Annotated in this window: 23 protein-coding genes; 10 read left to right on the top strand and 13 right to left on the bottom strand. The window is 60.3% G+C overall.

The window, feature by feature from the left end:
* Positions 1-259 precede the first annotated feature (259 nt).
* The 4 genes from OO25_RS01245 to OO25_RS01230 all read left to right on the top strand — a co-directional run bounded on the left by OO25_RS01245 (position 260) and on the right by OO25_RS01230 (position 6669).
* Positions 260-3388, top strand: coding sequence for an ABC transporter transmembrane domain-containing protein (locus tag OO25_RS01245; RefSeq protein WP_242406960.1), 3129 nt, complete (start codon positions 260-262; stop codon positions 3386-3388).
* The gene (locus OO25_RS01240; protein ID WP_040178099.1) at positions 3378-4298 is read left to right on the top strand and encodes a CPBP family intramembrane glutamic endopeptidase; all 921 of its coding nucleotides are present in this window, start codon (positions 3378-3380) and stop codon (positions 4296-4298) included. Before OO25_RS01245 ends, OO25_RS01240 begins: the two co-directional genes overlap by 11 nt.
* Positions 4299-4360: 62 nt before the next feature.
* Positions 4361-5305, top strand: coding sequence for an acetyl-CoA carboxylase, carboxyltransferase subunit beta (gene accD, locus OO25_RS01235; protein WP_040171652.1), 945 nt, complete (start codon positions 4361-4363; stop codon positions 5303-5305).
* 95 nt (positions 5306-5400) lie between these two features.
* The gene (locus OO25_RS01230) at positions 5401-6669 is read left to right on the top strand and encodes a folylpolyglutamate synthase/dihydrofolate synthase family protein (RefSeq protein WP_040178097.1); all 1269 of its coding nucleotides are present in this window, start codon (positions 5401-5403) and stop codon (positions 6667-6669) included.
* 127 nt (positions 6670-6796) lie between these two features.
* On the opposite strand, the gene zapE is transcribed toward OO25_RS01230, so the two are convergent.
* Positions 6797-7867: a cell division protein ZapE gene (gene zapE, locus OO25_RS01225; protein WP_040178096.1), complete on the bottom strand. Its 1071-nt coding sequence runs from the start codon at positions 7865-7867 to the stop codon at positions 6797-6799.
* A gap of 224 nt (positions 7868-8091) precedes the next feature.
* Between zapE and OO25_RS01220 the strand changes: the two genes are divergently transcribed.
* Entirely contained in the window at positions 8092-9333 is a 1242-nt protein-coding gene (locus OO25_RS01220) for an MFS transporter (RefSeq protein WP_040178094.1), read from the top strand.
* A gap of 19 nt (positions 9334-9352) precedes the next feature.
* Here OO25_RS01220 and OO25_RS01215 read toward each other — a convergent pair whose 3' ends face one another.
* The 7 genes from OO25_RS01215 to OO25_RS01185 all read right to left on the bottom strand — a co-directional run bounded on the left by OO25_RS01215 (position 9353) and on the right by OO25_RS01185 (position 15846).
* Entirely contained in the window at positions 9353-10273 is a 921-nt protein-coding gene (locus OO25_RS01215) for an ornithine cyclodeaminase family protein (protein WP_040178092.1), read from the bottom strand.
* Complete coding sequence (locus OO25_RS01210; protein ID WP_040178091.1) at positions 10270-10890, bottom strand: HAD family phosphatase; 621 nt, start codon at positions 10888-10890, stop codon at positions 10270-10272. Before OO25_RS01210 ends, OO25_RS01215 begins: the two co-directional genes overlap by 4 nt.
* Before the next feature lie 11 nt (positions 10891-10901).
* Positions 10902-11867 (bottom strand): DMT family transporter, encoded by a 966-nt coding sequence (locus tag OO25_RS01205; RefSeq protein WP_040178090.1) that lies wholly within the window; start codon positions 11865-11867, stop codon positions 10902-10904.
* A gap of 80 nt (positions 11868-11947) precedes the next feature.
* Entirely contained in the window at positions 11948-12400 is a 453-nt protein-coding gene (locus OO25_RS01200; protein ID WP_096788418.1) for a YaiI/YqxD family protein, read from the bottom strand.
* Positions 12400-13893, bottom strand: coding sequence for a Si-specific NAD(P)(+) transhydrogenase (gene sthA / locus OO25_RS01195; protein WP_040171639.1), 1494 nt, complete (start codon positions 13891-13893; stop codon positions 12400-12402). Before sthA ends, OO25_RS01200 begins: the two co-directional genes overlap by 1 nt.
* A gap of 3 nt (positions 13894-13896) precedes the next feature.
* Positions 13897-14730 carry an S-formylglutathione hydrolase gene (gene fghA / locus OO25_RS01190; RefSeq protein ID WP_040178089.1) on the bottom strand — a complete coding sequence of 278 codons (834 nt, stop codon included), beginning with the start codon at positions 14728-14730 and terminating at the stop codon, positions 13897-13899.
* 177 nt (positions 14731-14907) lie between these two features.
* Positions 14908-15846, bottom strand: a complete 939-nt coding sequence (locus OO25_RS01185) for an AEC family transporter (protein ID WP_040178088.1) — start codon at positions 15844-15846, stop codon at positions 14908-14910.
* 358 nt (positions 15847-16204) lie between these two features.
* Here OO25_RS01185 and OO25_RS01180 point away from each other — a divergent pair, with 358 nt between their 5' ends.
* A complete protein-coding gene (locus OO25_RS01180) occupies positions 16205-16828 on the top strand; it encodes a TetR/AcrR family transcriptional regulator (RefSeq protein WP_040178087.1) in 624 nt (207 codons plus the stop codon).
* 26 nt (positions 16829-16854) lie between these two features.
* On the opposite strand, the gene OO25_RS01175 is transcribed toward OO25_RS01180, so the two are convergent.
* Positions 16855-17403 carry a cytochrome c gene (locus OO25_RS01175; protein ID WP_040178085.1) on the bottom strand — a complete coding sequence of 183 codons (549 nt, stop codon included), beginning with the start codon at positions 17401-17403 and terminating at the stop codon, positions 16855-16857.
* A 163-nt stretch (positions 17404-17566) separates the two neighbouring features.
* Here OO25_RS01175 and OO25_RS01170 point away from each other — a divergent pair, with 163 nt between their 5' ends.
* Together OO25_RS01170 and OO25_RS01165 are read left to right on the top strand one after the other, a co-directional pair.
* Positions 17567-18268 carry a helix-turn-helix transcriptional regulator gene (locus tag OO25_RS01170; RefSeq protein WP_175304790.1) on the top strand — a complete coding sequence of 234 codons (702 nt, stop codon included), beginning with the start codon at positions 17567-17569 and terminating at the stop codon, positions 18266-18268.
* Between the two features lie 68 nt (positions 18269-18336).
* Complete coding sequence (locus OO25_RS01165; RefSeq protein WP_173677666.1) at positions 18337-18681, top strand: DUF2794 domain-containing protein; 345 nt, start codon at positions 18337-18339, stop codon at positions 18679-18681.
* Positions 18682-18718: 37 nt separating this feature from the next.
* On the opposite strand, the gene OO25_RS01160 is transcribed toward OO25_RS01165, so the two are convergent.
* The 3 genes from OO25_RS01160 to OO25_RS01150 all read right to left on the bottom strand — a co-directional run bounded on the left by OO25_RS01160 (position 18719) and on the right by OO25_RS01150 (position 21663).
* Complete coding sequence (locus tag OO25_RS01160; protein WP_040178082.1) at positions 18719-19564, bottom strand: C40 family peptidase; 846 nt, start codon at positions 19562-19564, stop codon at positions 18719-18721.
* Positions 19565-19575: 11 nt separating this feature from the next.
* Positions 19576-20970 carry a M17 family metallopeptidase gene (locus tag OO25_RS01155; protein WP_040178080.1) on the bottom strand — a complete coding sequence of 465 codons (1395 nt, stop codon included), beginning with the start codon at positions 20968-20970 and terminating at the stop codon, positions 19576-19578.
* 297 nt (positions 20971-21267) lie between these two features.
* The gene (locus tag OO25_RS01150) at positions 21268-21663 is read right to left on the bottom strand and encodes a hypothetical protein (protein WP_175304789.1); all 396 of its coding nucleotides are present in this window, start codon (positions 21661-21663) and stop codon (positions 21268-21270) included.
* Positions 21664-21801: 138 nt separating this feature from the next.
* Between OO25_RS01150 and OO25_RS01145 the strand changes: the two genes are divergently transcribed.
* Positions 21802-22452, top strand: a complete 651-nt coding sequence (locus OO25_RS01145) for a carbonic anhydrase (RefSeq protein ID WP_040171620.1) — start codon at positions 21802-21804, stop codon at positions 22450-22452.
* Between the two features lie 33 nt (positions 22453-22485).
* Here OO25_RS01145 and OO25_RS01140 read toward each other — a convergent pair whose 3' ends face one another.
* The gene (locus OO25_RS01140; RefSeq protein ID WP_040178079.1) at positions 22486-23640 is read right to left on the bottom strand and encodes a DUF3095 domain-containing protein; all 1155 of its coding nucleotides are present in this window, start codon (positions 23638-23640) and stop codon (positions 22486-22488) included.
* Between the two features lie 173 nt (positions 23641-23813).
* Here OO25_RS01140 and OO25_RS01135 point away from each other — a divergent pair, with 173 nt between their 5' ends.
* Positions 23814-24992 carry an MFS transporter gene (locus OO25_RS01135; protein WP_040178078.1) on the top strand — a complete coding sequence of 393 codons (1179 nt, stop codon included), beginning with the start codon at positions 23814-23816 and terminating at the stop codon, positions 24990-24992.
* Positions 24993-25026 lie beyond the last annotated feature (34 nt).

The raw sequence follows: 25026 nt of genomic DNA, 5'->3' as shown, positions 1-25026 counted from the left end.
TCCGCTTGTTGCGCAGTCTGCTCTCCATCCTGAATAGGTGATTTCTTTCCGTTGCTTACGATGGTCACAGTGGTCTCTGCCTGTCGTTGTCCTGCTCACCCTTGGCATAGTCTGAGGGGCGTGTCGGAGCAAGCATCTCACGCAAAAGTCGACCGGGTGTTGCCTTGTAATGTCAGGGGGCAATGATTACGGTCTGACCGCTGCACAGCCAGCAGGCGATTTCTCGCTAAGATCTTCCGACACGCAAAAGGAGCAGGGGATGCAATCCACCCTGTTTTCATTCATCTGGACCTATTCGCGGCGCCAGCAGATAGGTCTGTTGGCGTTGACCATGGTCACGTTCCCCTTCCTCTATGCGGCGTTGGAATTGCCCAAGCGGATTATCAACGACGCTATCGGTGCGCCGATGGATCAGGTTGAGGTTCTGGGGCAGCAGATCGGGCAGGTCGACTATCTGCTCTTGCTTTGTGTCGGGTTTTTAGCGGCGGTTCTGATCAGTGGCCTGCTGAAGATGCGGCTTAATACCATGAAGGGCATTGTCGCGGAACGTCTGCTGCGGCGCCTGCGGTACACGCTGATCAACCGGATGATGCGTTTTCCAGCGCCCTATTTCAGGACCACCAGCCAGGGCGAGTTGGTCTCCATGATCACCTCGGAATCAGAACCGATGGGCGGTCTGATGGGCGACGCCGTGGCGCAGCCTGTGTTTCAGGCCGGGCAGATGCTGACGATTGTCGCGTTTCTCTTCATGCAAAGCGTGTGGTTCGGACTGGCCTCGGTGGCGCTGATCCCGCTGCAGGCCTGGCTGATCCCTATGCTGCAACGTCAGATCAATTTGCTGAACAAGGATCGTATCCAGGAGGTGCGGGCTTTTTCAGCTGAGATTGGCGAAACCGCCGCTGGGATCGGGGATCTGCGGATCAATGGTGGCCGCCGATATCGGCTGGCGCAGATATCGGCACGTCTGGGACGGCTGTTCGATATTCGACGGCGGATCTACACCAAAAAATACTTCATGAAGTTTCTCAACAACATGATCGGTCACCTGACGCCGTTTGTGTTTTATTCCGCCGGCGGTGTGCTGGCGATCCGCGGTGACATCACGGTGGGCGCATTGGTGGCCGCCTTGGCCGCTTACAAGGATCTGTCAGCCCCATGGCGGGAGCTGCTGACCTATTACAATCAGGTGCAGGATATGAGCCTGCGCTGGTCGATCATGACCGATCGTTTCGCGCCCAAGGGCATGATCCCGGAGGAACTGATCGAGGGCACGCCGACGGATATCCCGCATCTGCGCGGCGCCATTGAACTGCGCAATGTGTCGGTGAAAGATGCCGACGGAAATATGGTGCTGGAGGATCTGTCGCTGACCATCCCTGCCGGGGGGCGTGTCGCGATCCAGAGCAGCAGCGAGGCGGAGCGCGCGGCCTTTGCAGCACTGCTGACGCGGGAGGTTGTGCCATTTCGCGGGTCGGTGACGATTGCAGGGCATCGGCTGGACCAGCTGCATCAGGGGGTGATCGCGGCGCGCGTCGGTTATGCCTATTCGCGGCCCTATCTGTTCAACGGCTCACTTGGCGACAATGTGTTGATGTCACTGCGCGATCATCCGCATATGCCTGCAGGCAGCGAATCCCGTGGCAAAAGCCGTGTGATGACCGAAGCTTGCCGCGCCGGAAACAGCCCGGATCCGCTGGCTGCGGATTGGATCAACCCGGCGCTGGCAGGGCTTGGATCCGAAAGCGAACTGCGTGACTGGTGGTTTCAGCTGGTCGAGGCGATGGGCATCGACGAGCAGCTGTTCCGTCGCACCCTCCACACCCGGTTTCAGATTGGTCCGCATCTTGGCCTTGTGCAGCAGATCATTGCCTTGCGCCCTCTTGTGGCGGAGCGGCTGGCGCGGGCGGGTCTTGCCGATGTGGTACATCGGTTTGAGCCGGAGGTGTTCAATCCAGCGGTTCCGCTCGGCGGTAATATCCTTTTTGCGGCACCCACCCGCCCGCTCGCGCCGGAGGAGCTGATTGCGGAGGACGGGCCGATTATCAGCGCGTTGCGGGATCATGGCCTGCAGCAAGACGTGATCACCTTCGGGCTTGGGGTGATGGAAACCTTGCGGCAGACCTTTGGTCGGGAGGACACAAATCACCCGTTGTTCAAACGGCTGGGGCTGGACGAGGGGTTGTATCAACGCATCGCCGAGGTTGCCGACCGCCAGGCGACGCTTGGGGTGACCGGGCTGCGCGAGGATGAGCGGGTGCTGCTGGCCTCGGTGCCGTTTCTGATCTCGGAGGAGCAGATCGGCACGGCGTTTCCGGAGCGGTTCAAGCAGCGCATCCTGGATATGCGACGTGATGTGGCACCGGCTCTGCAGGCACAATTGGGCGATCTCTTCGTCTCCATTACGCCCGACGCCTATTTGCCACGGCTGACCGTGTTGGAAAACGTGCTCTACGGGCGGCTGTCGCTCAGCGCGGGGGCCAAGGCCAAGCAGGTCGAGGATCTGGTCGCTGAAGTGTTGGAAGAACACGGTCTGCGCAAGCGTCTGGCGCTGATCCTCTATGACTTGCCGGCCGGTCTGGGCGGAACTGCGTTGGAACCTGTGTTTCAGGAACGCGCGGCCTTTACCCGGGCGGCGATCAAGCGGCCCGATATCCTAATTCTGGACCGCGCCTTGGCCAGCCATGACAGCGCCAGCAGGCTCAAATCCCGCGAGCGGCTCTCCAAGCTGATGCCAAATGCCACGATGTTGTTTCTGGAAGACCAGTTCAACCATCCGGAACGCTATGATATTTTTGTGAAAATCCAGAATGGCCGGATTGATGGCGTTGAGGGCAATCTGACCGATCCAATGGAGAGTGCTGCACGAAACGATCTGGGCAAACGGCTCGAACTGATCCAGAGCACGGAGTTGTTTTCGAAACTGGATGCACGAAACCAGCGTCTGCTGGCCTTCTCGGCGCGCTGGCATGATGTGGCCAAGGGCGACTACGTCTTCCAATATGGAGACGCCGGCGACGCGGTGTTCCTCTGCCTGTCCGGCAAGGCGGATTTGTTCTGGCCGGACCGCACTGCGGAGAGCACACCGATTTCGCAGATTGAACCGGGGCGGCTGATCGGGGATCTGGCCGTAATCCTGCACGACACACGGCAACTTGATCTGATCGCGGTGGAGGATTGCCGTTTTCTCAGGATTGGTGCCGAAGAATATCGCGCTGTGATCGAGGCTGATGCCGGCGTTGCCGTGCAACTGTTGGAGACTGTCTCGCGGCATCTGGTGCAGGTGGCAGGCGTGGCACGGGCCGCGGATCAGAATGTCACCGGCGGTGACACACCAGCGGTGGCAGCTGCCGCGATCGTCGCGGAGAAGCGGCCCGGCAATGTCCACTAAGCCCGCGACACCCGCCTATGCCGCCCATGACCTGCTGGTCGATCCGGCGCGGTCTGCGCCGCAACTCTGGCGCCTGTTGCTGGGTCTGCTTCTCATTGGCGTGCTGAGTTATGCGCTGACCGCTGTCGCGGTACAGACGCTGATCGCAGCCTTTCCGGGCACGTGGGTCCGCGATTTGCCAGCCGGTGGATCGCCGGTCGCGATGCTGGTGCTTCTGAGTAGCTTTCTCTGTGTGACCATCGCTGTCGCCTGTACACTGCGGCTGTTGCATCGGCGCAGTTTGCGCAGTGTGATCGGCCCCATGCCGCTGGCTCTGCAACAGTTTGGCCGCACCTGTTTGCGTCTCGCCATTCTGATGGCAGCGCTGGCGCTGCTCTGGCTGATCCTGCCGGGTGGTCTTGACGCTGGCGTGATGTCGGATCTGACACCGAATCTTGCGCTAAATCAGTGGCTGCGCCTGTTTCCGCTGGCGTTGATTGCGATCTTCATACAGATCAGTGCAGAGGAGATCCTGTTTCGCGGCTATCTTCAGCAGACACTTGCTGCGCGGGGTCTGCACCCGCTGATCTGGCTTTTGGTGCCATCTGCGATTTTTGCGGTGGGTCACTATGTGCCGGAGGACGCGGGGGCGAATGCGCCTCTCATTGCGCTTTGGGCTGGCGGATTTGGTCTTCTGATGGCCGATCTGACCGCGCGTGCGGGCACGCTGGGGCCAGCAATGGCCGTCCATTTTGCCAATAACATCATTGCGATCCTGCTGTTTGGCTCTCCAACCAGCCTGTCTGGTCTGGCCCTTTTTCTGGTGCCGTTTGAGCTGTCTGACCCTGTCATATTGCGGCAGATGCTGTGGCTCGACTTCGCGGTTGTGGGGCTTTGCTGGCTGGTTGCGCGGCTTGCCATCCGGCGCTGATTGCATTTAGACGCGCGGGGCCTTATTTGAAGGTCCAAACCGCCCCTACAAAGGCATGGCTTATGAACTGGATCACCAACTACGTCCGGCCGCGGATCAATTCGATCTTCTCGCGCCGCGAAGTTCCCGAGAACCTTTGGCGCAAATGCGATGAATGCGGCACCATGCTGTTTCACCGCGAGCTGAGCGACAATCTGAATGTCTGCAACAACTGCGGGCATCACATGCACATCACGCCCCGCGACCGTTTTCTGGCGTTGTTTGATGGTGGCATCTTCACCGAGGTTGCCGTGCCTGAGCCACTGGCGGATCCGCTGAAGTTCCGGGATCAGAAACGCTACCCCGACCGGATGAAAGCAGCGCAGAAGACGACGTCCGAGAAAGAGGCGATGCTGGTGGCCGCCGGTGAAATTGGCCGGACCCCGATCATAGCCGCCGCGCAGGACTTCTCCTTCATGGCGGGATCCATGGGCATGTATGTTGGCAACGCGATCATTGCCGCTGCTGAAGAGGCGGTGAAACTGAAACGCCCGCTGGTGCTGTTTTCCGCTGCCGGTGGCGCGCGCATGCAGGAGGGGATCCTGTCGCTGATGCAGATGCCCCGGACCACGGTTGCGGTGCAGATGCTGAAAGAGGCAGGTCTGCCTTATATTGTGGTGCTGACCCATCCGACCACCGGGGGTGTGACCGCCTCTTATGCGATGCTGGGGGACGTGCATATTTCTGAGCCCAACGCATTGATCTGCTTTGCCGGTCCGCGTGTGATTGAGCAGACCATTCGCGAAAAACTGCCCGAAGGGTTCCAGCGCGCCGAATACCTGCTGGATCACGGCATGTTGGATCGCGTGACACCGCGCACCGAAATGCGGGAAGAGTTGATCAAGATCACCCGGATGCTTCTGGGTCTGCCACCGCAGATTGTTGGCGACCTGCCTGCACCGGATGAAAGCGAGCAGGCCGCGAATGATGCCAACGGTGCCGCAGACGCACCGGTATCAGGAACCTGATCCTGCTAGAATTGTGATATTACGGCCCGCTCGTCCTGCGCGCGGGCCGTTTCTATATTGCCCTCGTAAAATCGCCTACATCAGTGAGCCGCAAAATGACCCAGACCTCCGACGCGATCCTTGCCCGCATGATGGCGCTGCACCCCAAGATCATCGATCTGACGCTGGACCGGGTCTGGCGGTTGCTTGCGGCGCTGGATAATCCGCAGGAGAAGCTGCCGCCGGTGGTCCATCTGGCGGGCACCAACGGCAAGGGCTCCACACAGGCGATGATCCGCGCCGGGCTTGAGGGGATGGGCAAGAGTGTTCACGCCTATACTTCGCCGCATCTGGCACGGTTCCACGAACGCATCCGGCTGGCGGGGGAGCTGATTTCGGAGCCGCACCTAAGTGAGGTGCTGGATGAGTGCTACGCCAAGAACGGCGGCGAGAACATCACCTATTTCGAAATCACAACGGTGGCGGGCCTCCTGGCGTTTTCGCGCGCGCCTGCGGATTACACCCTGTTGGAGGTCGGCCTTGGTGGGCGTCTGGATGCAACCAACGTCATCACGCCTGAGATCTCGGTGATCACTCCGGTTTCCATCGATCACGAACAGTTTCTGGGCAACACCCTGACCAAGATCGCGGGCGAAAAGGCCGGTATCATCAAACGCGGCGTGCCGGTTGTGGTTGGCCCCCAGCCAGAGGAAGCGATGGAAGTCATTGAGGCCACTGCCACCCGCCTCGGTGCGCCATTGATCGCTTATGGTCAGCACTGGCATGTCTGGGAGGAACGCGGGCGGCTGGTGTTTCAGGACGAATACGGCTTGCTGGATCTGCCGCTGCCGGCCCTGCTGGGGGCGCATCAGATCCAGAACGCCGGTGCGGCGCTGGCTGTTCTGCGCCACCTTGGCGCGGATGAGGCTTCCTGCGAGGCGGCCATGGCCAATGCCGAATGGCCTGCGCGCATGCAGAAGCTGAAAACGGGTCCACTGGTAGATGCGGCGCCCGCGGCTGAGCTGTGGCTGGACGGCGGCCACAACGCGGCGGCAGGCCTTGCGTTGGCGGAGGTGCTGGCGGGATTGCCCGCGCGGCCCACGAATCTGATCTGCGGCATGCTGAACACCAAGGACGTGAGCGGCTATATGGCTCCGCTGGCCCCGCATGTTGAGAGCCTCACGGCGATTTCAATCCCGGATGAGGTGAATACGCTCAGCGCCGAAGAGACCGAAGCCGCAGCCAAGTCCGTGGGCATCAAGGCCGACACGGCAGAAAGCACACTGGCAGCGCTGCAGGTAATCACCGCCAAGGACCCGCAGGCGCGGGTGCTGATCTGCGGCTCACTCTATCTGGCGGGTCATATCCTGCGTGACAACGGCTGACGCTGAGAGCCGGGGTGCTTGCTGCGTACCCCGCCTGTCACCTTTCCCCAAATACTCCGGGGGTGAGAAAGCCTTGCTTTCGAGGGGGCAGCGCCCCCGGCAACGTCGCCCGTTTCCACCACTTTGTTCAGCTCTGCTGACCCCAATCCTTGTCCTGCATCTCCCGCAGACGCGAGGCGGTGCGTTCAAATTCAAACGTGCCTTCCCCTTCGACATAGAGCATTTCTGGCTCTGCCGCTGCGGAACAGATCAGGCGCACCCCTGCCTCATACAGCGCATCAATCAGCGTCACGAACCGCTTGGCCTCGTTGAAGTTGTTGCGCGACAGGCGGGGGATGTCCTCCAGCACCAGAACTTTGACAACCTCCGCAATGGCCAGATAGTCGCCAGGCCCCAGCATCTTGCCGCACAGATCGTAGAACCCGGCCCGCGCCACCCCGTTGCGAAAGGCGGGCAGAGTGACCTCGCGCCCTTTGACCTCCAGCGTTAGAGGCATTGCCGGGCCTCCCGACAAATCTTCCCAGATCGCACGGATCTTTGCGTTGGCCTCGGCATTCACCGGCGAAAAATAGACCTGCGCCCCAGTGAGCCGATCCTGACGGTAGTCGACCGGGCTGACCATCTCATGGACCTGCATCTGCTGCTTGATGAGATCAATGAATGGCAGGAACAGCTGCCGGTTCAGCCCATTCTTGTAAAGGTCATCCGGCACCCGGTTTGAGGTGGTGATCACGGTGACACCGGCGGCAAACAGGGCCTCAAACAACCGCCCAACAATCATTGCGTCGGTGATATCGGTGATCTGCATCTCGTCAAAGGCCAAGAGCCGGACCGATCCGGCCACCTCTGCCGCGACCGGTGCGAGGGCATCCTCGACCCCCTGCTGGCGCGCCTCGTGCATTTTGCCGTGGATTTCCTGCATGAAGGCGTGGAAATGCACGCGACGCGATGGAACATCTTGGAGGCTGTCGACAAACAGATCCATCAGCATCGATTTGCCACGCCCGACCCCGCCCCAGAGATACAGCCCCTTCACCGTCTCGTAGGTGGCCTTGCGAAACAGGCCCCGCTTGACAGGAGGGGCTTTGAGACCCTCGGCTATGCGGTCGAAATGGGGGAGCACGGCTTCCTGTGCCGGATCCGGTTTCAACAGGCCGACGTCGATTTTCTGCTGATAGAGCGCGGTCAGATGGGTCATGCCGCAAGGGATAGCGCGCAGGGATGCGGATGGGAAGAGATGTCCCGACAGGTCTCTACGGGCTTGCTTGGCAAGCGCTGTGACCGGGGCGCGAGCCATTTGGAAAGCGGAGTGCCTCATACATCAATTATTCTTGCCCATTCTCGCAAAAATCCTGATTTGACCGGATGTGGTTTTTCCGTACCGTCGTCTGGCCGGACATATCCCGGCGAAGGAGCCTCCTCATGACCCGACCTGCCCCGCTGTTCACCCCCGTTCTGATCGTTGGCTGTGTCGTCATCATGGTCAGCTTTGCTGTGCGGGCCTCTTTTGGGGTATTTCAGATCCCCATTGCCGAGGAGTTCGGCTGGCTCCGGTCCGAATTCTCGCTGGCGATTGCCATTCAGAACCTGGCCTGGGGGATCGGCCAGCCGATTTTTGGCGCGATTGCCGAGAAAATCGGTGACCGGAAGGCGATCATCATCGGAGCACTTATCTATGCTGCCGGATTGGTGTTCAGCGCCTGGGCCACCACACCGTTTGAGATGCAGGCCTATGAATGGCTGGTGGGGTTCGGCATTGCGGGTACAGGGTTTGGTGTTGTGCTGGCCGTGGTTGGTCGTGCCAGCTCGGATGAGAACCGGTCGATGTCACTGGCCATTGTGACGGCGGCGGGGTCTGCCGGGCAGATCTTTGGCGCTCCAACCGCGGAGTGGCTGCTGACATTCCTCAGCTGGCAGAGCGTATTTCTGGTGTTCGCGGGCGTAGTTCTGGCGCTGATTTCAACATTGCCGCTGATGCGGGCACCTGAGGCGGCCTCTAAGGCTGAGCTGGAAGAGAGCATGGGGGCGATCCTGAAGAAGGCGTTCAAGGATCCTTCTTACACGCTGATTTTCCTTGGCTTCTTCAGCTGCGGCTATCAGCTGGCATTTGTCACCGCGCATTTCCCAGCCTTCGTGACAGAGATGTGCGGACCGATCCTGCCGGGCGGTGCGCTGTATTCCATCGGGATCACCTCCACCTCGGCGCTTGGGGCGGTGGCGATTTCGCTGATAGGGGCGGCAAATGTGGGCGGGACATTGCTGGCGGGCTGGCTTGGCAACCGGTACTCCAAGAAATACCTGCTGGCGGCAATCTATACCGGCCGTACGATTGCGGCGGCGGCCTTCATCCTTGTGCCGATCACGCCGGTCACTGTGATCGTGTTTTCCATCGTTATGGGGTCCCTGTGGCTGGCCACGGTGCCGCTGACCTCCGGTCTGGTCGCGCATCTTTACGGGCTGCGCTATATGGGCACGCTTTATGGGATTGTGTTCTTCAGCCACCAGCTGGGCAGTTTCCTTGGCGTCTGGCTGGGGGGACGGATGTATGACATCTATGGTGACTACACGCTGGTCTGGTGGATCGGCGTTGGGATCGGAGCTTTCAGCGCCATTGTCCACCTGCCGATCCGTGAGCATCCGCGCACTGTGCTGGCCGCCGCCTGACGGTGGTGCGGCGGGGGGGCTATGTTCCCCCTTGCCAGCGGTCCAGAATGTGTCGGCTGGTCATCAGGTCCATATGGGCGCCGCCCCCGTTTTTGAACAGGGTGATCTTGGCAGGATCGAAGCGGGGGAAGGCTGTCAGATCGTAGAAATCTGCCCGCACGTCATCGCGGCTGATCACTCCCTGTGCGAGAGGGATCTTGAATTCACCGATGTGATCTAAGGTGGTGTCAAAGCTGTCGCAATAGATGTCCGCGCGTTGCAACGCCTCATCATCGGCTTCGCGCATGTCTGGACGGTAGGCGCCGATCAGGTTCAGGTGCTGACCAGGTCGCAACCACGCGCCCTTGATGACAGGGCTGGAGGACATGGTGCAGGTCACGACAATATCAGCCGCCCGCACGGCAGCTTCCAGATCGGTTGCAACTTTGGCGTTCGGATAACGGTCGGCCAGCGCTTCGGCTTTCTCAGCGGTGCGGTTCCAGATGCGGAGCTGTGCCTTGGGGTAGGCGGTGCCAAAGGCCTCGATCAGCGATGCGCCAACGGTCCCGGCCCCAACAATCAGGATCTCTCGGCTGTCAGGGTTGGCCAATCGCAGAGCGCCTAAAAGACTGTCCCCTGCGGTTTTCCATTTGGTCACCAGATGGAAATCGACCAAAGCCTCCAGCATGCCGGACTGATCCGCATATAGACAGACAGCCCCGTTGACCATTGGGTGGCCCTGATCCGGGTTGCCGGGAAAAATAGTGGCACTTTTGACCGCCAGACCCAGACCATCGATCCAGGCCGCGCGATTGAGCAGCGTGTCGTTGCCCCGGTAAAGGAAACTGTCGGTGACCTCGGCCTTCTGCAACTGGTGACCGGCGGCAAGCGCGTCGCAGAATGAGAGCCAGTCAAGATTGGCTTCCCCCTGATCAAAGGGGATCTGCAGGATCGTGGTCATCGGGCGCCCTCCGCTGTTAGCAAGCCCTCGGAGATCAGTCGATCGGCCCAACCCTGAGGGTGGGTAAAGAGATGGGTCTGCCAGCCACGTGCGGCGGCGGCTTCGATGTTTTCGGGGCGGTCATCCGTGAAGAGCAGCCGTTCTGGTGCCACGCCCGTGTCGCGTTCCAGATGGGCGTAAATCTCCGCTTCCGGTTTCAGGGTCTGCAGATGACCAGACACAAAGGCCTGATCGAATTCGTTGAAGAACGGGTAGGTGGTCTTGGCCAGATCAAAGGTGCCAATGCCAAAATTGGTCAGCGCAAACACTGGTACGCCGCGCTGCCGCAGTGCGCGCATCAGGCGGACGGAGTGTGGGATTTCAGGGCTGGCCATCTGGAGCCAGCTGTCGTGCCAATGGCGAATTTCCTCAGCCCATTCGGGGTGCTGATCGGCAAGCGCGTAAACCGCGTCTTTGAAGTCATCCCCCCGGTCTATGCCAAGGTTCATGCCATGCAGATCGACCTCGTGAAACAGGGCTTCGCGCTGGGTCTTGCCGATCTTGGCATCATAAAAGCGCTCGGGCTCCCATTCGATCAGCACGCGGCCGATATCAAAAACGACGGCTTGGATGGTCATCTTCAGCTCTCCTATCCGGTCGAGCGCGGTCGCGGGCGTGGCGCCGGGCGACTGCGGCGGGTTTCGCGCCAGACTGAAACAAGCCCGGCGCCAATGATCAAGGTGGATCCGATCCAAACCGGCCCGTCAGGCCATTCATCAAACACCAGAACCCCCCAGATTACAGCCATCGGCATGGCGATATATTCGAATGGGGCGACCAGACCGGCTTCGCATTGGCGGTAGGCCTGGCTGACAAGGTAGCCCCCGATGGAGCCCGCAAGCCCGACGATGAGGAACAGGATCCAGTCTTGTGGCTCGGGCCAGACCCAGGCGCGCAGAATGAACTGTACCCCGGCGTTGTCAGAACTGGCAAAGCGCCCATCGCCGGTTGTCAGCCCCACAAGGGTGCTCACCAGCAAGAAGCCCAGCGTGGGATAAAAAGAGAGCGTTGCCGCCTTGTCCTCGCCGCCCGCACGTCGGGTCAGGACATGCAGCGTGGCGTAGCCGCAGGCCCCCAGAAACGGCAGGATCGCAGCCGGTTGAAAGGTGCCGGGACCAGGGCGCATGATGATCAGGATCCCGGCAAAGCCAATCGCAACTGCCGTCCAGCGCCAGGGGCCGACCCGTTCCTTCAGGAAGAGAACTGACAGGCTGGTCACCACCAGTGGCGTGGCAAAGGCGATGGCCACTGCCTCAGCCATTGGCATGATTGCAAGACCGGTGAAGAAACAGAGGTTGGCAAACAGCACAGCAAGGCTGCGCAGCAAATGCAGGCGAGGTTGACGCGTCCGCAGGATACCGTAGCCGCCTTCGAGCGGGATAATCAGCACCAGCAACACAACCATTGCCACCACTGAGCGCAGCATCACCACCTGATAGAGCGGATAGTCCCCGGACAGGAATTTGAAGATCACATCAATGATGGAGAAGCAGACCGCGGCGCCAATAGCGGCAAAGACGCCAAGAACCGAGAGGCTGGCCTGTTGCTGCGTCACGTCTGCCCCCTCTGGTCGTCTGCCCTGCGATCAGTGGCGCAAAGAGAAGCCAGAGGCAAGGGCTGCGCAACCGGCGTGGGTCAGTTGGCGGCTGCGGCGCGGATTTCGCGCTCCAGCGCATCCAGAAATCTGGAGCGATCCGCCTTGGTAAACCCCTTGCCGCTGCCGCCCGCACCCAGTGGATTGGCGGCGCGGAGGTCTGCCATCAGATCGCGCATCGCCAGTTGCTGGCCGATATTGGCTTCAGTGAACCGCTCGCCGTTATGGCGCAGCACACGTGCGCCAGCCTCGATACATTTGGCGGCCAGCGGGATGTCCCCGGTAACCACCACATCGCCCGCGCCACAGCGTTCCGCGATCCACATGTCTGCCACATCGGCGCCTTCTGATACGATCACCGTTTCCACCAGCGGGTTCTGCGACGGGCGCAGCCCGCCATTGGAAACCACGTACATGGTGACCTTATGGCGGGTTGCCACGCGCTCGGCCTCGGCTTTGACCGGACAGGCATCGGCGTCGATATAGAGTGCCATCACTCCGCAGCCTTGGTCGACTTCGCCTTGGCTGTCGATTTACCCTTGGCGGCGGGCTTGGATGTCTCCGCGTCTGATTTCTTCACCTTGAATTCATCAGGGATGGGCATCCGGTTGAAGGCATCAAGGCCGGCGATCTTGTATGCCTCCGCCAGGGTTGGATAGTTGAAGGTGTTCTGAACGAAATAGTCCACCGTGCCCTTGAGGTTCAGAACCGCCTGCGCAATGTGGATCAGCTCAGTCGCGCCTTCGCCGACGATCTGGACGCCCAAAACCCGGCGGGTTTTGAGGGAGAACAGCATTTTCAGCATGCCGTGCTCAAGCCCCATGATGTGCCCGCGTGAGGTTTCGCGGAAGCGGGCGATGCCGATTTCATAGGGGATGCCCCGTTCCTGCAATTCCTCCTCCGACATGCCGCAGGTGGACATTTCGGGCACAGAATAGATCCCGTAGGGGAACCAGGGGCTTTCCGGCAGGGTTGGGGTCTCCAGCGCATGACAGGCCGCGACCCGGCCCTGTTGCAGCGAGGTTGAGGCCAGCGAGGGGTGGCCGATCACGTCACCGGTGGCATAGATATGCGGCACGGCGGTTTGGTAGGATTTGCGGTCCACGCTGAGGCGACCGCGATGATCCGTCTCCAGCCCGACGGCTTCAAGGTTCAGCGCCTCGGTATTGCCCATGCGGCCCGCCGCAAACAGCAGCATGTCGCCGCGCACATGGCGCCCGTTCTCTAGGCTGACCTCAATATGGCTGCCCTCATCCTCAATCTTGGTGATGGCCGAGCCAAGTCGCAGATCGACACCGTTTTCGCGGATCTGATGGGTGAAATCCTGAATCAGCGTGCTGTCGATGAAGTCAAGGAAGGTGTCGCGCGGCTCAATCAGGGTCACGCGCACATCAAGGGCGGAGAACATAGTGGCATATTCAACACCGATCACGCCTGCACCAACAACGACCAGCGAGCGGGGGATTTCCTCCATCTCAAGGAATTCATCGCCATCAACCACGGTTTTTCCGTTGAAGGGCACGTAGTCCGGGCGATAGGTCCGCGTGCCGGTGGCGATCAGGAATTTCTCGCCAGTCACACGGGTGGTATCACCTGCCTCGGTTGCAACTTCGACCTCGTTCGGGCCGACAAAACGGGCCAGGCCGGGCAGAACCTCAACATGGTTGCGGTTGAACTGGTGTTCCAGCACGTCGACCTCATGATCGAGCGTCATATGCAGGCGGGCCTTCAGATCCTCGGCCTGAATCTGATCTTTGACCCGGTAGGCACGTCCGTAGAAACTGCGCTCGCGCCAGCCGGAGAGGTTCAGTACGGTTTCACGCAGGGTTTTGGACGGGACGGTGCCGGTGTGGACCGAGACACCGCCGAGCCGATCCTTGCGGTCGATCACCAACACGCGGCGGTGCAGCTTCCCGGCCTGAATGGCTGCGGTCCGGCCAGAGGGGCCAGAGCCGATAATGATGAGATCATAGTTGTAGTCTGTCATGGTTCAGCCCCGGTACAGCGCTTCGGCATGGAAGGAGACATGATCCTCCATGAAGGTGGAGACGAAGAAATAGCTGTGGTCATAGCCGGGCTGCATTCGCAAGACCGCCTGCTGACGGCGCGCCGCGGCTGCCTGCGCCAGTGCTTCGGGCTGCAGCAGATCGAGAAACTGGTCTGATGTTCCGGTGTCGATCAGCATAGGCCCGTCAAAGCCGCTATCCTGCATCATCAGGGTGGCATCGTGACGGGCCCAGGCCGCCTCGTCCGCGCCAAGGTATGCAGACAGCTGTTTGCGACCCCAGTCACTGGCGGAGGGGTTGCAGATCGGTGCGAAGGCCGACACCGACCGGAACCGGCCCGGCAGGTTCATCGCCATCGTCAACGCGCCGTGCCCGCCCATGGAATGGCCGGTGATCGACTGGCGGTCCATATCCAGCGCAAACTGTTCGCCGAGCAGAGCGGGCAGTTCTTCGGTGATATAGTCCCACATCTGGAAATGCGGAGCCCAAGGGGCCTGCGTGGCATTCACGTAGAAACCAGCGCCCTGACCCAGATCGTAGGCCTCATCATCGGCGACCCCTTCGCCACGGGGGGAGGTATCGGGGAAAACCATGGCGATGCCCTGTTCGGCGCACCAGGCTTGCGCCCCGGCCTTGGTCATCGCGTTTTCATGGGTGCAGGTCAGCCCGGAGAGATACCACAGCAGCGGAACCGGGCCATCGGCGACTTCCTCCGGCAGGAACAGCCCAAAGGTCATGTCGCAGTTGGTGCTGCTGCTGGCATGGCGATAGACGCCTTGCACGCCTCCGAAGGCGGCATTTTCCGAGACGGTTTCCATGGGGCGACTCCTTTGTTCCTTGTTGGTCTATCGCTACCTGTGGTCAGCCATAGCGTCCAGTGACTGCGCGTCTGCGGCTCTTGTTTTTGCGACATATGATTGCAAAAACCTGAAGACTGCGGTCTCTGGCGGTCTGAAGTGCTGGCCTGATCCGCCCATCAGGACGCTTGGCACGTGTTAGGGCAGCGTCAGGACTGAAACCCAGGCGATCACCATCGGCAATGTCAGGATAGAGAGGGTCGTTGAGAGCAGAATAGCGGCGGAGGCCCGATGCGGTGCGACGCCATAGTGCTGGGCCAGCATGTAGACATTGCCAGCAACTGGCAGCGCAGAAGCGGCAATTGCAACCGCCGCGGCATAAGGATCGACCGGGATCAGCAGCAGTAGACAGAGGGCCACGGCGGCCGGATGCAACACCAGTTTGGCAAAGCTGAGCCAGCTGGCGATCTGGACCCGTTCTGCGGATTTCGACGCCAGAGAGGCGCCGATGGCAAAGAGAGCGCCCGGCGTTGCCGCATCGCCAAGCAGCGCCAGAAACGCATTGGCAGGCGTCGGAATCGGCAGGGCCAGAGCCGACCATATCAGACCGGCGCAAATGGACAGGATCATCGGGTTCTGCAGCAGCCCCCGCCCAACCAGCCGAAGCGTATCACCGCCGAACCCGCTGCCACGCCCGACGTTTATCAGAACCACGATTAGGGAGGAAAACACCACCAGATCGACGCTGAGGATCAGCATCATGGGGCCCACAGACGCAGGACCGAACAGCAGAACCATCATCGGCAAGCCAAGAAAACCGACATTGCCGATGGCTGCACATTGCGCCTCAACCGCGGCGGTCTGCATATCGAGACGCCGCAGAAGCGCTACCAGCGTGGTCAGGACATAGACCGCCATCGTGCCCAGCAGGTAACCGAGGATCAGCCGTGGGTCGAAGATTTCGGAGAAGGACATATTGGCGGCAAACCGAAAAATCATCGCCGACAATGGAAAGTAGAAGACAAATTTAGTCAGGCTCGCAGTCGCCTCCTCGGAGAAGAAACGGCTGCGCCCGGCCCAGTATCCAAGGCCAATAATTGCAAAAAACGGAAGTGTTCTCAGAAATATATCGAGCATCGCCGCAATTGGTAACCTGAATTAACCAACGCGGAAAGAGGGTTCTGTCTCCGTCGGGAACGAGTGTTCGGTCCCGTATCGAACCCGGCACTTGGGTTTCCACGGACTGCCCTATCCATCGGCACTGCAATGCCGATGGGTCTGGCGCGCAGCCGTGCTGGTGGCAGAGCTGTTGCCTGTGTCGCAACGTTCTGAGAGCAGGTTTATTTCCCTTGCGTGCGCGGCGCGCTAACTCACAGGGTGTCAAGGTGTTACAAATGGGCGTGAGGCAATGCTTGACCTCATTTGCGAATGTGTAGATTGGACCCGAGATCTGCGACATATCCGGTCGCACCCGACGCCACAGCAGAGAGTATGGATGAACCAGCCAGCCGCCATTCCCCGTAAGGGCCGAAAATATGACCAGGTGCTTCAGGGCGCGCGGGATGTATTCATGGCCCATGGGTTTGAAGGCGCCAGCGTTGATGATATCGCCCGCAAAGCCGGTGTTTCCAAGGCGACGCTCTACAGCTATTTTCCGGACAAGCGCCTGCTGTTCATGGAGGTTGCCCGCCACGGGTGTGCCCGTCAGGCGGATAGGGCGGTAACGATCGCGTCGGGCTGTTGCGAGCCAGAGATGGCGCTGCGCGAGGCGGGTCATCATATCCTCTCAGTGATCCTGTCGGAATTTGGTGTGAAGATGTTTCGCATCTGCGTTGCCGAGGCGGACAGGTTTCCCGACCTGGGGCGGCGGTTCTATGAAAGCGGGCCTGCGACCGTTCGGTCCCAGCTGCGAGAGTATCTGGCGGAGGCAACATCACGTGGCGAACTGAAGATCGACGATCTGGATCTGGCTGCGGATCAGTTTGCCGAATTGTGTCGCGCGGATATGTTCTTGCGCTTGCTGTTCAATATCGAAGCTGAGATCGGACTGCAGGAGCGGGAGCGGGTGGTCGATGCGGCGATCACCACATTCCTCGCCCGTTATGGCGCGTCTGCCTAAAGTTTAGGCGACGGACCGGAGGGGCCTTAGTGGGTGGTGAATTCCCTGGGCGTGTTGCGATAGATCTGGTGGCAGTTGTGACAGGCAGAGATCAGCCTTGGCAAACTGCGTCTTAGTCCTGAGGCTGAGCGGGTATTCAGCGCGCGCGCTGCTTTTTCAGCATCATCGGCATGGCGTTTGAAATCAGCCCAATTCGTCCAAATGCCACCGCGCGCGTGGGACGAGAGATCTGTCACGTCGCGGCGGAAATGGCGCGGAATGCGGCGTGTCGACCGGATCAGGCTGCGTCGTGCCGCACGGGCGCCGGACCGATCAAACGCGATATAATCCCGCGTCATTGCGGTGAGATCCTGAAGCGCCTTTTTCTGACTGCTCATCAGGGCGATGCGCTCGGCAACATATTTGTTCGGTGCGGGGCTTTCTGCCTCAACCTTGCCCGCGAGCAATAGCAATGCCGCCATCAGCAACAGACTACTCAACACCGCAAAGAAAGGGATCAGAAGTTGGCGGGTGTTCGGAGACACTGCGACGACCCGCGCCGGGTGGGTGCTGTCCTTTGTCAGGTGGAGTGTCATCGCCTGCTGTTTCCCTAACCAGATGTGTCGCAAGGCCGCCAGATTATGCGGATCGGGTTAGATCGCGGTTAATGCGCAAACGGACTTCCAACAGCGAACACTTCGACGGCGGGCGAAATGTTTGTACTGGGCCTGATCCCGGGCGCTGGGTTAGTCTCTGTGCATGAGTACGCCACGATTTGATATTCTGGGCCAGGCCCTGGCCGATGCCAGCCGCACCCGTATGTTGTGCGAATTGCTGGATGGGCGGTCCTACACCAACAAGGAGCTGGCCTCAGCCGCTGGTGTCACCCCGCCCACTGCCACCGCGCATTTGCAGATGTTGCAGTCCGCAGGTCTGGTGGTGGCCGAAAAGCGCGGGCGCTGTGTGTTTCACCGGTTGGCCAGTGCGGAGGTGGCCCATACCCTCGAACAGCTGGCGGCGATTGCGCCATCGGATCATCTGCATCGCGCACAGCAGCGCAAGGCGGGTCAATTGGCACCGCTCCGTAGCTGTTACGACCATTTTGCGGGCCCGCTGGCTGTGGCGATGACTGCGCGTTTCATTGAGCTGGGCCTTCTGGTTGAGCGCAACGGAGGGTTTGAGGTGATCCCGGCGACAGAATGGGACAGGCTTGGCGTGGTGCTGCCTGACCAGCCGGGACGGCAGCCATTTGCCCGCCCTTGTATGGACTGGACCGAACGGCGTCTGCATATTTCAGGCGCTTTAGGGCGTCAGTTGCTGTCCCACGCGCTGGATGCGGGGTGGGTGAAGCGCCAGTCCGTTAAACGGGGCTTGTTGCTGACGACGCCCGGTCGGGCGGCATTTGAGCAGATCATTGGCCTGGATACGCGGTCTGTTGTGCCTGAACTTTCGCCGTCCTGAGGGCGGCGCAGCACGGTCGATCAGCAATAATGCTTGATTTGCGGGCTGTTTGGCGCGACGCTGTTGATATGAGCTTTGACCAAGTGCAGCCCTTCTCATCGTTTTCTGACCCGCAGCAGGTTGCCTTTCATCGGACCGAACTTTCGGTGATCCTGTCGCTCTATGGTCGTATGGTTGCCGCCGGGGAATGGCGGGACTACGGCATTTCCACCCTACGGGATCTGGCTGTATTTTCGGTGTTTCGCCGCACGGCTGAGCACCCATTGTACCGGATCGAAAAGCGGCCCAAGCTGCGCAACCGGCAAGGACAATATGCGGTTGTCGGCATGGATGGTCAGATCCTGAAACGTGGACATGATCTGCGAATGGTGCTGCGGGTGCTTGAGCGTAAGCTGATCAGATCGGTGACCTGACGGCCTGACACGCGTTTGCACGGCAGCGGGTTTCGCCTCAGAGGATGACGCGCCGATGGCCGGTGACCGGTCCATCACCCTGTGACATGATCCGTTCCACGGCTGCAGCAACAGGCTCCAAGGCGACGGCCATGTGATAGGCGTTTGCATGGATCATGGTTTCGGGGTCCTGCATCAGTGCCACGTGCCCCTTCCAGAACAGCAGGTCACCCGATTGCAGATCGGTGGGCACCGCCGTGTTGCCAAGCGGGATATTGTTGCCCAACTCATGCTCTTGCTGGTCACTGTCACCGGGGCAAGCTACCCCGCAGGCCAGCATCGCCGCCTGAACCAGACCGGAACAGTCGATGCCCCAGCGGCTGTTGCCGCCCCATAGATAAGGGGTCCCAAGGAACAGCTGCGCGACAGCGACCGGATCCCTATCGGTCTGCGAAATTGGCCGCAAATGATGAAGCGGGACGTAGCCCTGATTTGTTTCAGCAAATTTCTCACCGAGGCTGGAGACGCGCAGCCTGCTGCCGTGGCTGAGGCTGCAGAGATCTGCGGATTTCATATCTGCAGTGCTATAGGCATGGGTCGCCGGGGTGCAGATCCGATGCGTGACGGGCTCGGGGGACTGTTCCAGCGCCGAGGTCGGGATATAGCCGACATAGCGATCCGCAACGGCCTGCACGAAGGCCCAGCCGTCATGGTCATCGTAGATAGTGACCTCAGCCCCCAAGAGCAGTTGCCGATCCCTTGGTCCGTCCGGGCGCCGCAGGAGATTTACGACCGGTAGACAAACCTGTGCAGGCTGGCCCTCAACGATCTGCCTGCCATCGGGATCCAGAGCCAGATGTGCGGCGACTACGCGGTCGTTTGCGGGTGTGCGGCGGGGATCCATCGTCCTATCCTTCAGAGTTTCAGCATCTGAGGGAGCGCCTCGAACACAGCGCGCGCGCCTTGCAACGCACCACCTTTGGGGCGCGCCGGGGCTGCGCTGGGGGTCCAGCCATAGATATCGAAATGCATGTAGCGGTGTTCTCCGGCAAAACGGCGCAGGAACAGGGCTGCGGTGATTGAACCGGCGAAACCGCCGCTGGGCGCATTGTCCAGATCGGCAATCTGCGGCTCGATCATTGCCTCATAAGGGGCGTGGAAGGGCATGCGCCAGACCGGGTCGGCGACCTTGGCTGCTGCCGCGTTGATGGCATCCGCATCAGCGTCAACATCCGTATAAAACGGCGCGAGATCCGGACCGACGGCAACGCGGGCCGCACCGGTCAGTGTTGCCATGGAAATCAATAGATCGGGCGTCTCCTCCGCCGCATAGGCCAGCGCATCGGCCAGTACCAGCCGACCTTCGGCATCGGTATTGTTGATCTCTACGGTCAACCCGTTGCGGGCGGTCAGCACATCGCCGGGGCGGAACGCGTTGGCAGAAACACTGTTCTCGACCGCCGGGATAAGCACACGTAACGCGACGGGCAGCTGCAGCGCCATGATCATATGGGCCAGTCCCAATACATTGGCCGCGCCGCCCATATCTTTCTTCATCAACCCCATACTGCTGCCGGGTTTGAGGTTCAGTCCGCCAGTGTCAAAACAGACGCCTTTGCCCACAAGTGTCAGCTTGGGGCCGGTGCTGCCCCAGCGCATCTCCAGCAAGCGTGGGCGGCGGTCAGAGGCGCGGCCGACGGTGTGGATCATCGGGAAATTCTGCGCCAGAAGGTCCTGATCTGCGATCACATTGATGCTTGCGCCATGTTGGTCGGCAAGTGTCTGGGCTGCCTCCTGCAGCTCTGCCGGACCCATGTCTGCCGCAGGTGTGTTGATCAGATCCCGTGTCAGGAACTCCCCCGCAGCGAGGGCTTCGAGCCGGGCGCTATCCACACCCTCGGGCGCAATCAGATGTGTCTCGGCGTCTCGCCCTCGTTTGTAGCGGTCAAACCTGTACTGGGCGAGCAGCCAACCCAGGCACTCTGCCGGGCGGTCCTCTTGGGCAATGCCTTCGACGAGATGGTATGTGCCCTTGGGCAGTTTGGACAGTGCACCGGCCAGGATAAAGCGGCGGCGCGCGCGGTCTTTCTCCGTACCATATCCGACCAAGGCCTGCCGCGGCTGACCATCTTTGTCCGGGAGGGTAAGGACCTGCCCAATGGCACCGTTAAACCCGTTGGCGTGCGCCCAGGTCGCAGTCTCGGCCGGTGCTTTGGTCAGCCAACCCTGGCAACTCTTCTGATCCAGCACGTGCAAAGCGATGCTTGTAGTGTCCGGTTTGGCAAAGGCAGGATGCTTGGCAGAGGGCATAGCAGGATACTCCGGCTCGGGGGGGCGATTTGATCGTCACAGTATCTGCCACAGCGCTGTCTGCAAGCCCTGCAGTTGGCGGGGCGACCCGCTGTTTCCAGCGGGAGCCGCTGGTGAATTTTTGTTGATAGAACGCCGACAAAGGCCCTGGAAAGAGCCCGGACGCATAACTTACGTCACATCGAAACCAATATGTGGTGCGCAGTCTACCCTGGGTCTGACAGGTGGAGACAGGCTCCGTCGGCGGCAGATCCGCTGTCAGACGTATCTGAGCACGTGTCCCCCCAGGATCACGCGTCAGACTGAAAGGTCTTGTTGCTCCCAGACGGCGGTTAGGGATCGTTCTCCAATCCGCATCAATCGGAACAGGGTCGCAGACACCGCTGCGAAATCGTCGATATCAATCGCCCCGGTCACATCACGCGCGACCTGGGCCATTGCTGTCATCCCGATCTGATCAGCGATGGCGATCAGCGATCGCGCGCTTTTGCGCAGGTTGGCCATATCGTTTTGCCGCCACAGCCGTTCGCAATGAGACAGGCGTACGGCCAGTTCCTCAATCGCGCGGCAGACCACATCTTCGGCCCCTGCTTCGCCAAGTTGCGCATAGAGATCCGACAATTTGTCGGAGTCCAGGCGCACGTTTTCTTTGTGTATTACAGTGAGTATTTGAGCCACCACATTAAACCCCATTTATTCATGCCCCCACGGCACGGGCCAAACTTGCGCCTCAGAAGTTGTCAAAAGGTTTCCAAGCAGGTGGTCAAATCTCTCGAATTTGCTAACAATCCTTGATAACAGACCTGCCAGAGGTCAATCGAGGAACAACAGATGCAATTTGCCAAACCCCTGCCGAGCTATCTGGTGACGCGCTATCACGGGTGGAAAGCCACGACCTATAGCGACAATCAGGGCTGGTACCGGCGGCTTGCCAGTGAGGGCCAGCGCCCGCGCGCGATGGTTATCTCCTGCTGTGACAGCCGGGTGCATGTCACCTCGATTTTCGGCGCCGATCAAGGCGAGTTCTTCATCCACCGCAATATCGCGAATCTGGTGCCGCCCTATCAGCCGGACGGTGACCATCACGGGACCAGTGCGACCGTCGAATACGCCGTCACCGTTCTGAAAGTGGCGCATCTGATCGTATTGGGTCATTCACAATGCGGCGGCGTGCAGGGCTGTATCGATATGTGCAAAGGCCACGCGCCTGCCCTGGATGCCAAGGAGAGCTTCGTCGGGCGTTGGATGGATATCCTGAAACCGAAATTTTCGCTGGTTGAGGATATTGAGGATACCGATACCCAGGCGCGTCAGTTTGAGCGTCAGGCGGTTGTGGCATCGCTTGAAAACCTGATGACCTTCCCGTTCATCGACAGCGCCGTACGTGATGGCACATTGAGCCTGCATGGTCTGTGGACTGATATCGGCGAAGGCGGGCTGGAGTGCTATGAACCGCGAAGCGGAAATTTCCAGCAAGTCTGAGTCGCGCAGCTGGACGGCGGGTCGGAGTGGCTCTCAGGCTGTCGTCCTGTCTGAGGCCGCCATCCGCAGTGCGGCCTGGGTGTAGCCGCCAGAGGCGCCATCGATGAAGTGGACATGATCGTCGCGCATCACCGATGGAACAATGCAGGTCACCAGCGCCTCATCCTGTTCATGGAGCCCGTATCGGGTATGACCGGCGGTCGCGGCTTTCTCCAGGATCCGCGTAATGTCGTCGCGCACTTGTGGTGGGCAGTCGAGCGTCAGCTTAAGGCCATCGTCGAATTTGCGAAAATCGGCATTGGCCACCAGCATCCTGCGATAATGCAGCGCATCAAAACTGCCTAGCGGGCGCTTTCGGCTAAGGGCGTACGCGGCCAATGTTGTCTGAATAAACAGCTGAGCCTTGCGCAGGATCAGAGCAGTCTTCCCGCGTGAGATCTTGGCCTCAAGGGTAAGGCCCGGCGGCGGGAAGCTAAAGCTTGGCCCCCCTTCCGGTACCGGATGGCCATTGCGCTGTAGCTGGTCCGCCACGGCGAGAATATCACTGGCAATTTTTGCAAAATCCTTGGCAGAGGCTGTCGGTTCGGGTTGCACCACCACCGAAAGGATCAGGCCGTTGCGGGCCGGTATTGTGTTCCAGCGGCAGGACAGGCCAGTCAGATCCGGTGGATCGGGCAGGGGGGCGGGCGGCACTTCAAAGCCGCCGAGCTTCATTTGCCGTTCGGCCCAGTTCAGGCCGCCGCCCGCGAACATCGCATAGTCAGCGGCTTCGGATACAGCGTAGCGGGCCACAGCAACATCCAGCCCCTCGGCCCGGATCCAGGACACCGGGAGCAGGGCCGCCCGCAAGTCAATGTCAAACTCCGCGCTGGCCCAGCTGCGCAACCGAGCCAAGGTGTCACGGGCAGTGTCGGCATGTTCAGGGCCAACTGCAAAGGAGGCCCCGTCACCGCCAAACACATAGGGAAAAGGCACACCCTGCAAGGCGTTTATCATGGCTGCGATCACCGAAGCTCCGATGGTATTCACCGTCTTGTAGCGCCCGGATGCGATCAGATCGGTGGAATTGACGATATCGCAGCATCCCACCATCCAGTCTCTGGGCAGTGGTGTAAACGCGCCCGCCCGTGTCAGGCCGGCGAAATCGCGGCTGGGCGAGAGGCTTTGGTAGAAACCATCCTGTGACATATGCGATCCGTTCATCCTGCAGACACCATAGCCTAGCGCGACTGTGACGCACGACCAATCACGGCTAAGTGGTTTCGCGCTCTTGTGAATTGGTGCGAAATCGCCACTGTGGACCGATCAGATTTCCGGCCCGGGTCATGTGCCGGGGTCGCGCAGCTTAGTCGGGGGATTTCATGCAGGTGGGGCTGATTATCTTATGTCTGGGCTATGTGCTCAGCCAGTTCTTTCGCGCATTTCTGGCGGTGCTCAGTTCTGCGCTTCAAACCGATCTGGGCGCTTCGCCGGAGGATCTTGCCTTTGCCTCCGGGCTTTGGTTCCTGACCTTCGCCGTCATGCAGCTGCCGGTGGGGTGGGCGCTGGATCGTATCGGGCCAAGCCGTACTGCCGCAGCGTTGTTGCTACTGGGTGGCGGCGGCGGGACGTTGGTGTTTGCGCTGGCCAGCCAGCCGGTTCACATTAGCCTTGCGATGGTCCTGATCGGGGTGGGATGTTCGCCTGTCCTCATGGCATCCTATTACATATTCGCGCGGGAGTATCCGCCGCGCCGCTTTGCGACACTGGCGGCCTTGATGCTGGGTGTTGGTTCCCTAGGGAACCTGGTGGCGTCTTATCCAACCGCGCTTGCGGTTGAGGTGCTGGGATGGCGCGGCACATTGTTTGGGCTCGCGGGAATTTCGACTGCGGTAGCGCTTGGTATTGCGCTGACAGTGAAGGACCCGGCGCGGGTCGAGATGAGCGATGGCCCGAAGGGCTCGGTGCTGGATATTCTGCGCATGCCGGTGCTTTGGCCGATATTCATCATGATGTTTGTGGCCTATGCTCCGTCGGCTGCGCTCCGTGGCTTGTGGATCGGCCCGTATATGAGTGATGTCTTTGGCCTTGGATCTGAGGCGATCGGGGTCGCCAGTCTGGTGATGGGGGTTGCGATGATTCTCGGCACCTTTGCCTATGGGCCGATGGATCGGCTTTTGGGAACACGCAAAGGTGTGGTGCTTGGCGGCAATCTTCTGGCCTGTGCGGCGTTGGGTGGCTTGATGCTATTCATCGACGGGCCGGTGCCATTGGTGGTGGCTCTGATGGCGGCTGTTGGTTTTTTTGGTGCGGCCTTCCCGGTCATTCTGGCGCAGGGACGCGCCTTTGTGCCGCCGCATCTGGTGGGGCGGGGGGTGACCATGCTCAACTTCTTTGGCATTGGCGGCGTGGGAATCATGCAGTTCGCCAGTGGGCGTCTGCATGCGGAAACAACCGGAGCGGAGCTTTCCTTACCGTATTTTGTCATTTTTGGTTTCCTCCTCGCGTTTCTGGCGGCCGGGTGCGCAATATATCTGCTCAGCCGCGACCGCTTGGATTGATCTAGCCTTCCCTCGCGCGGGCTTTCCCGATAAG

Origin of the sequence: Phaeobacter sp. S60 (genome assembly GCF_000826845.1) — a bacterium.
In the GTDB taxonomy this organism is placed as follows: Bacteria; Pseudomonadota; Alphaproteobacteria; order Rhodobacterales; family Rhodobacteraceae; genus Phaeobacter; species Phaeobacter piscinae.
The sequence above is the reverse complement of the archived record's forward strand: the minus strand, read 5'-3'. Positions and strand labels throughout refer to the sequence as shown.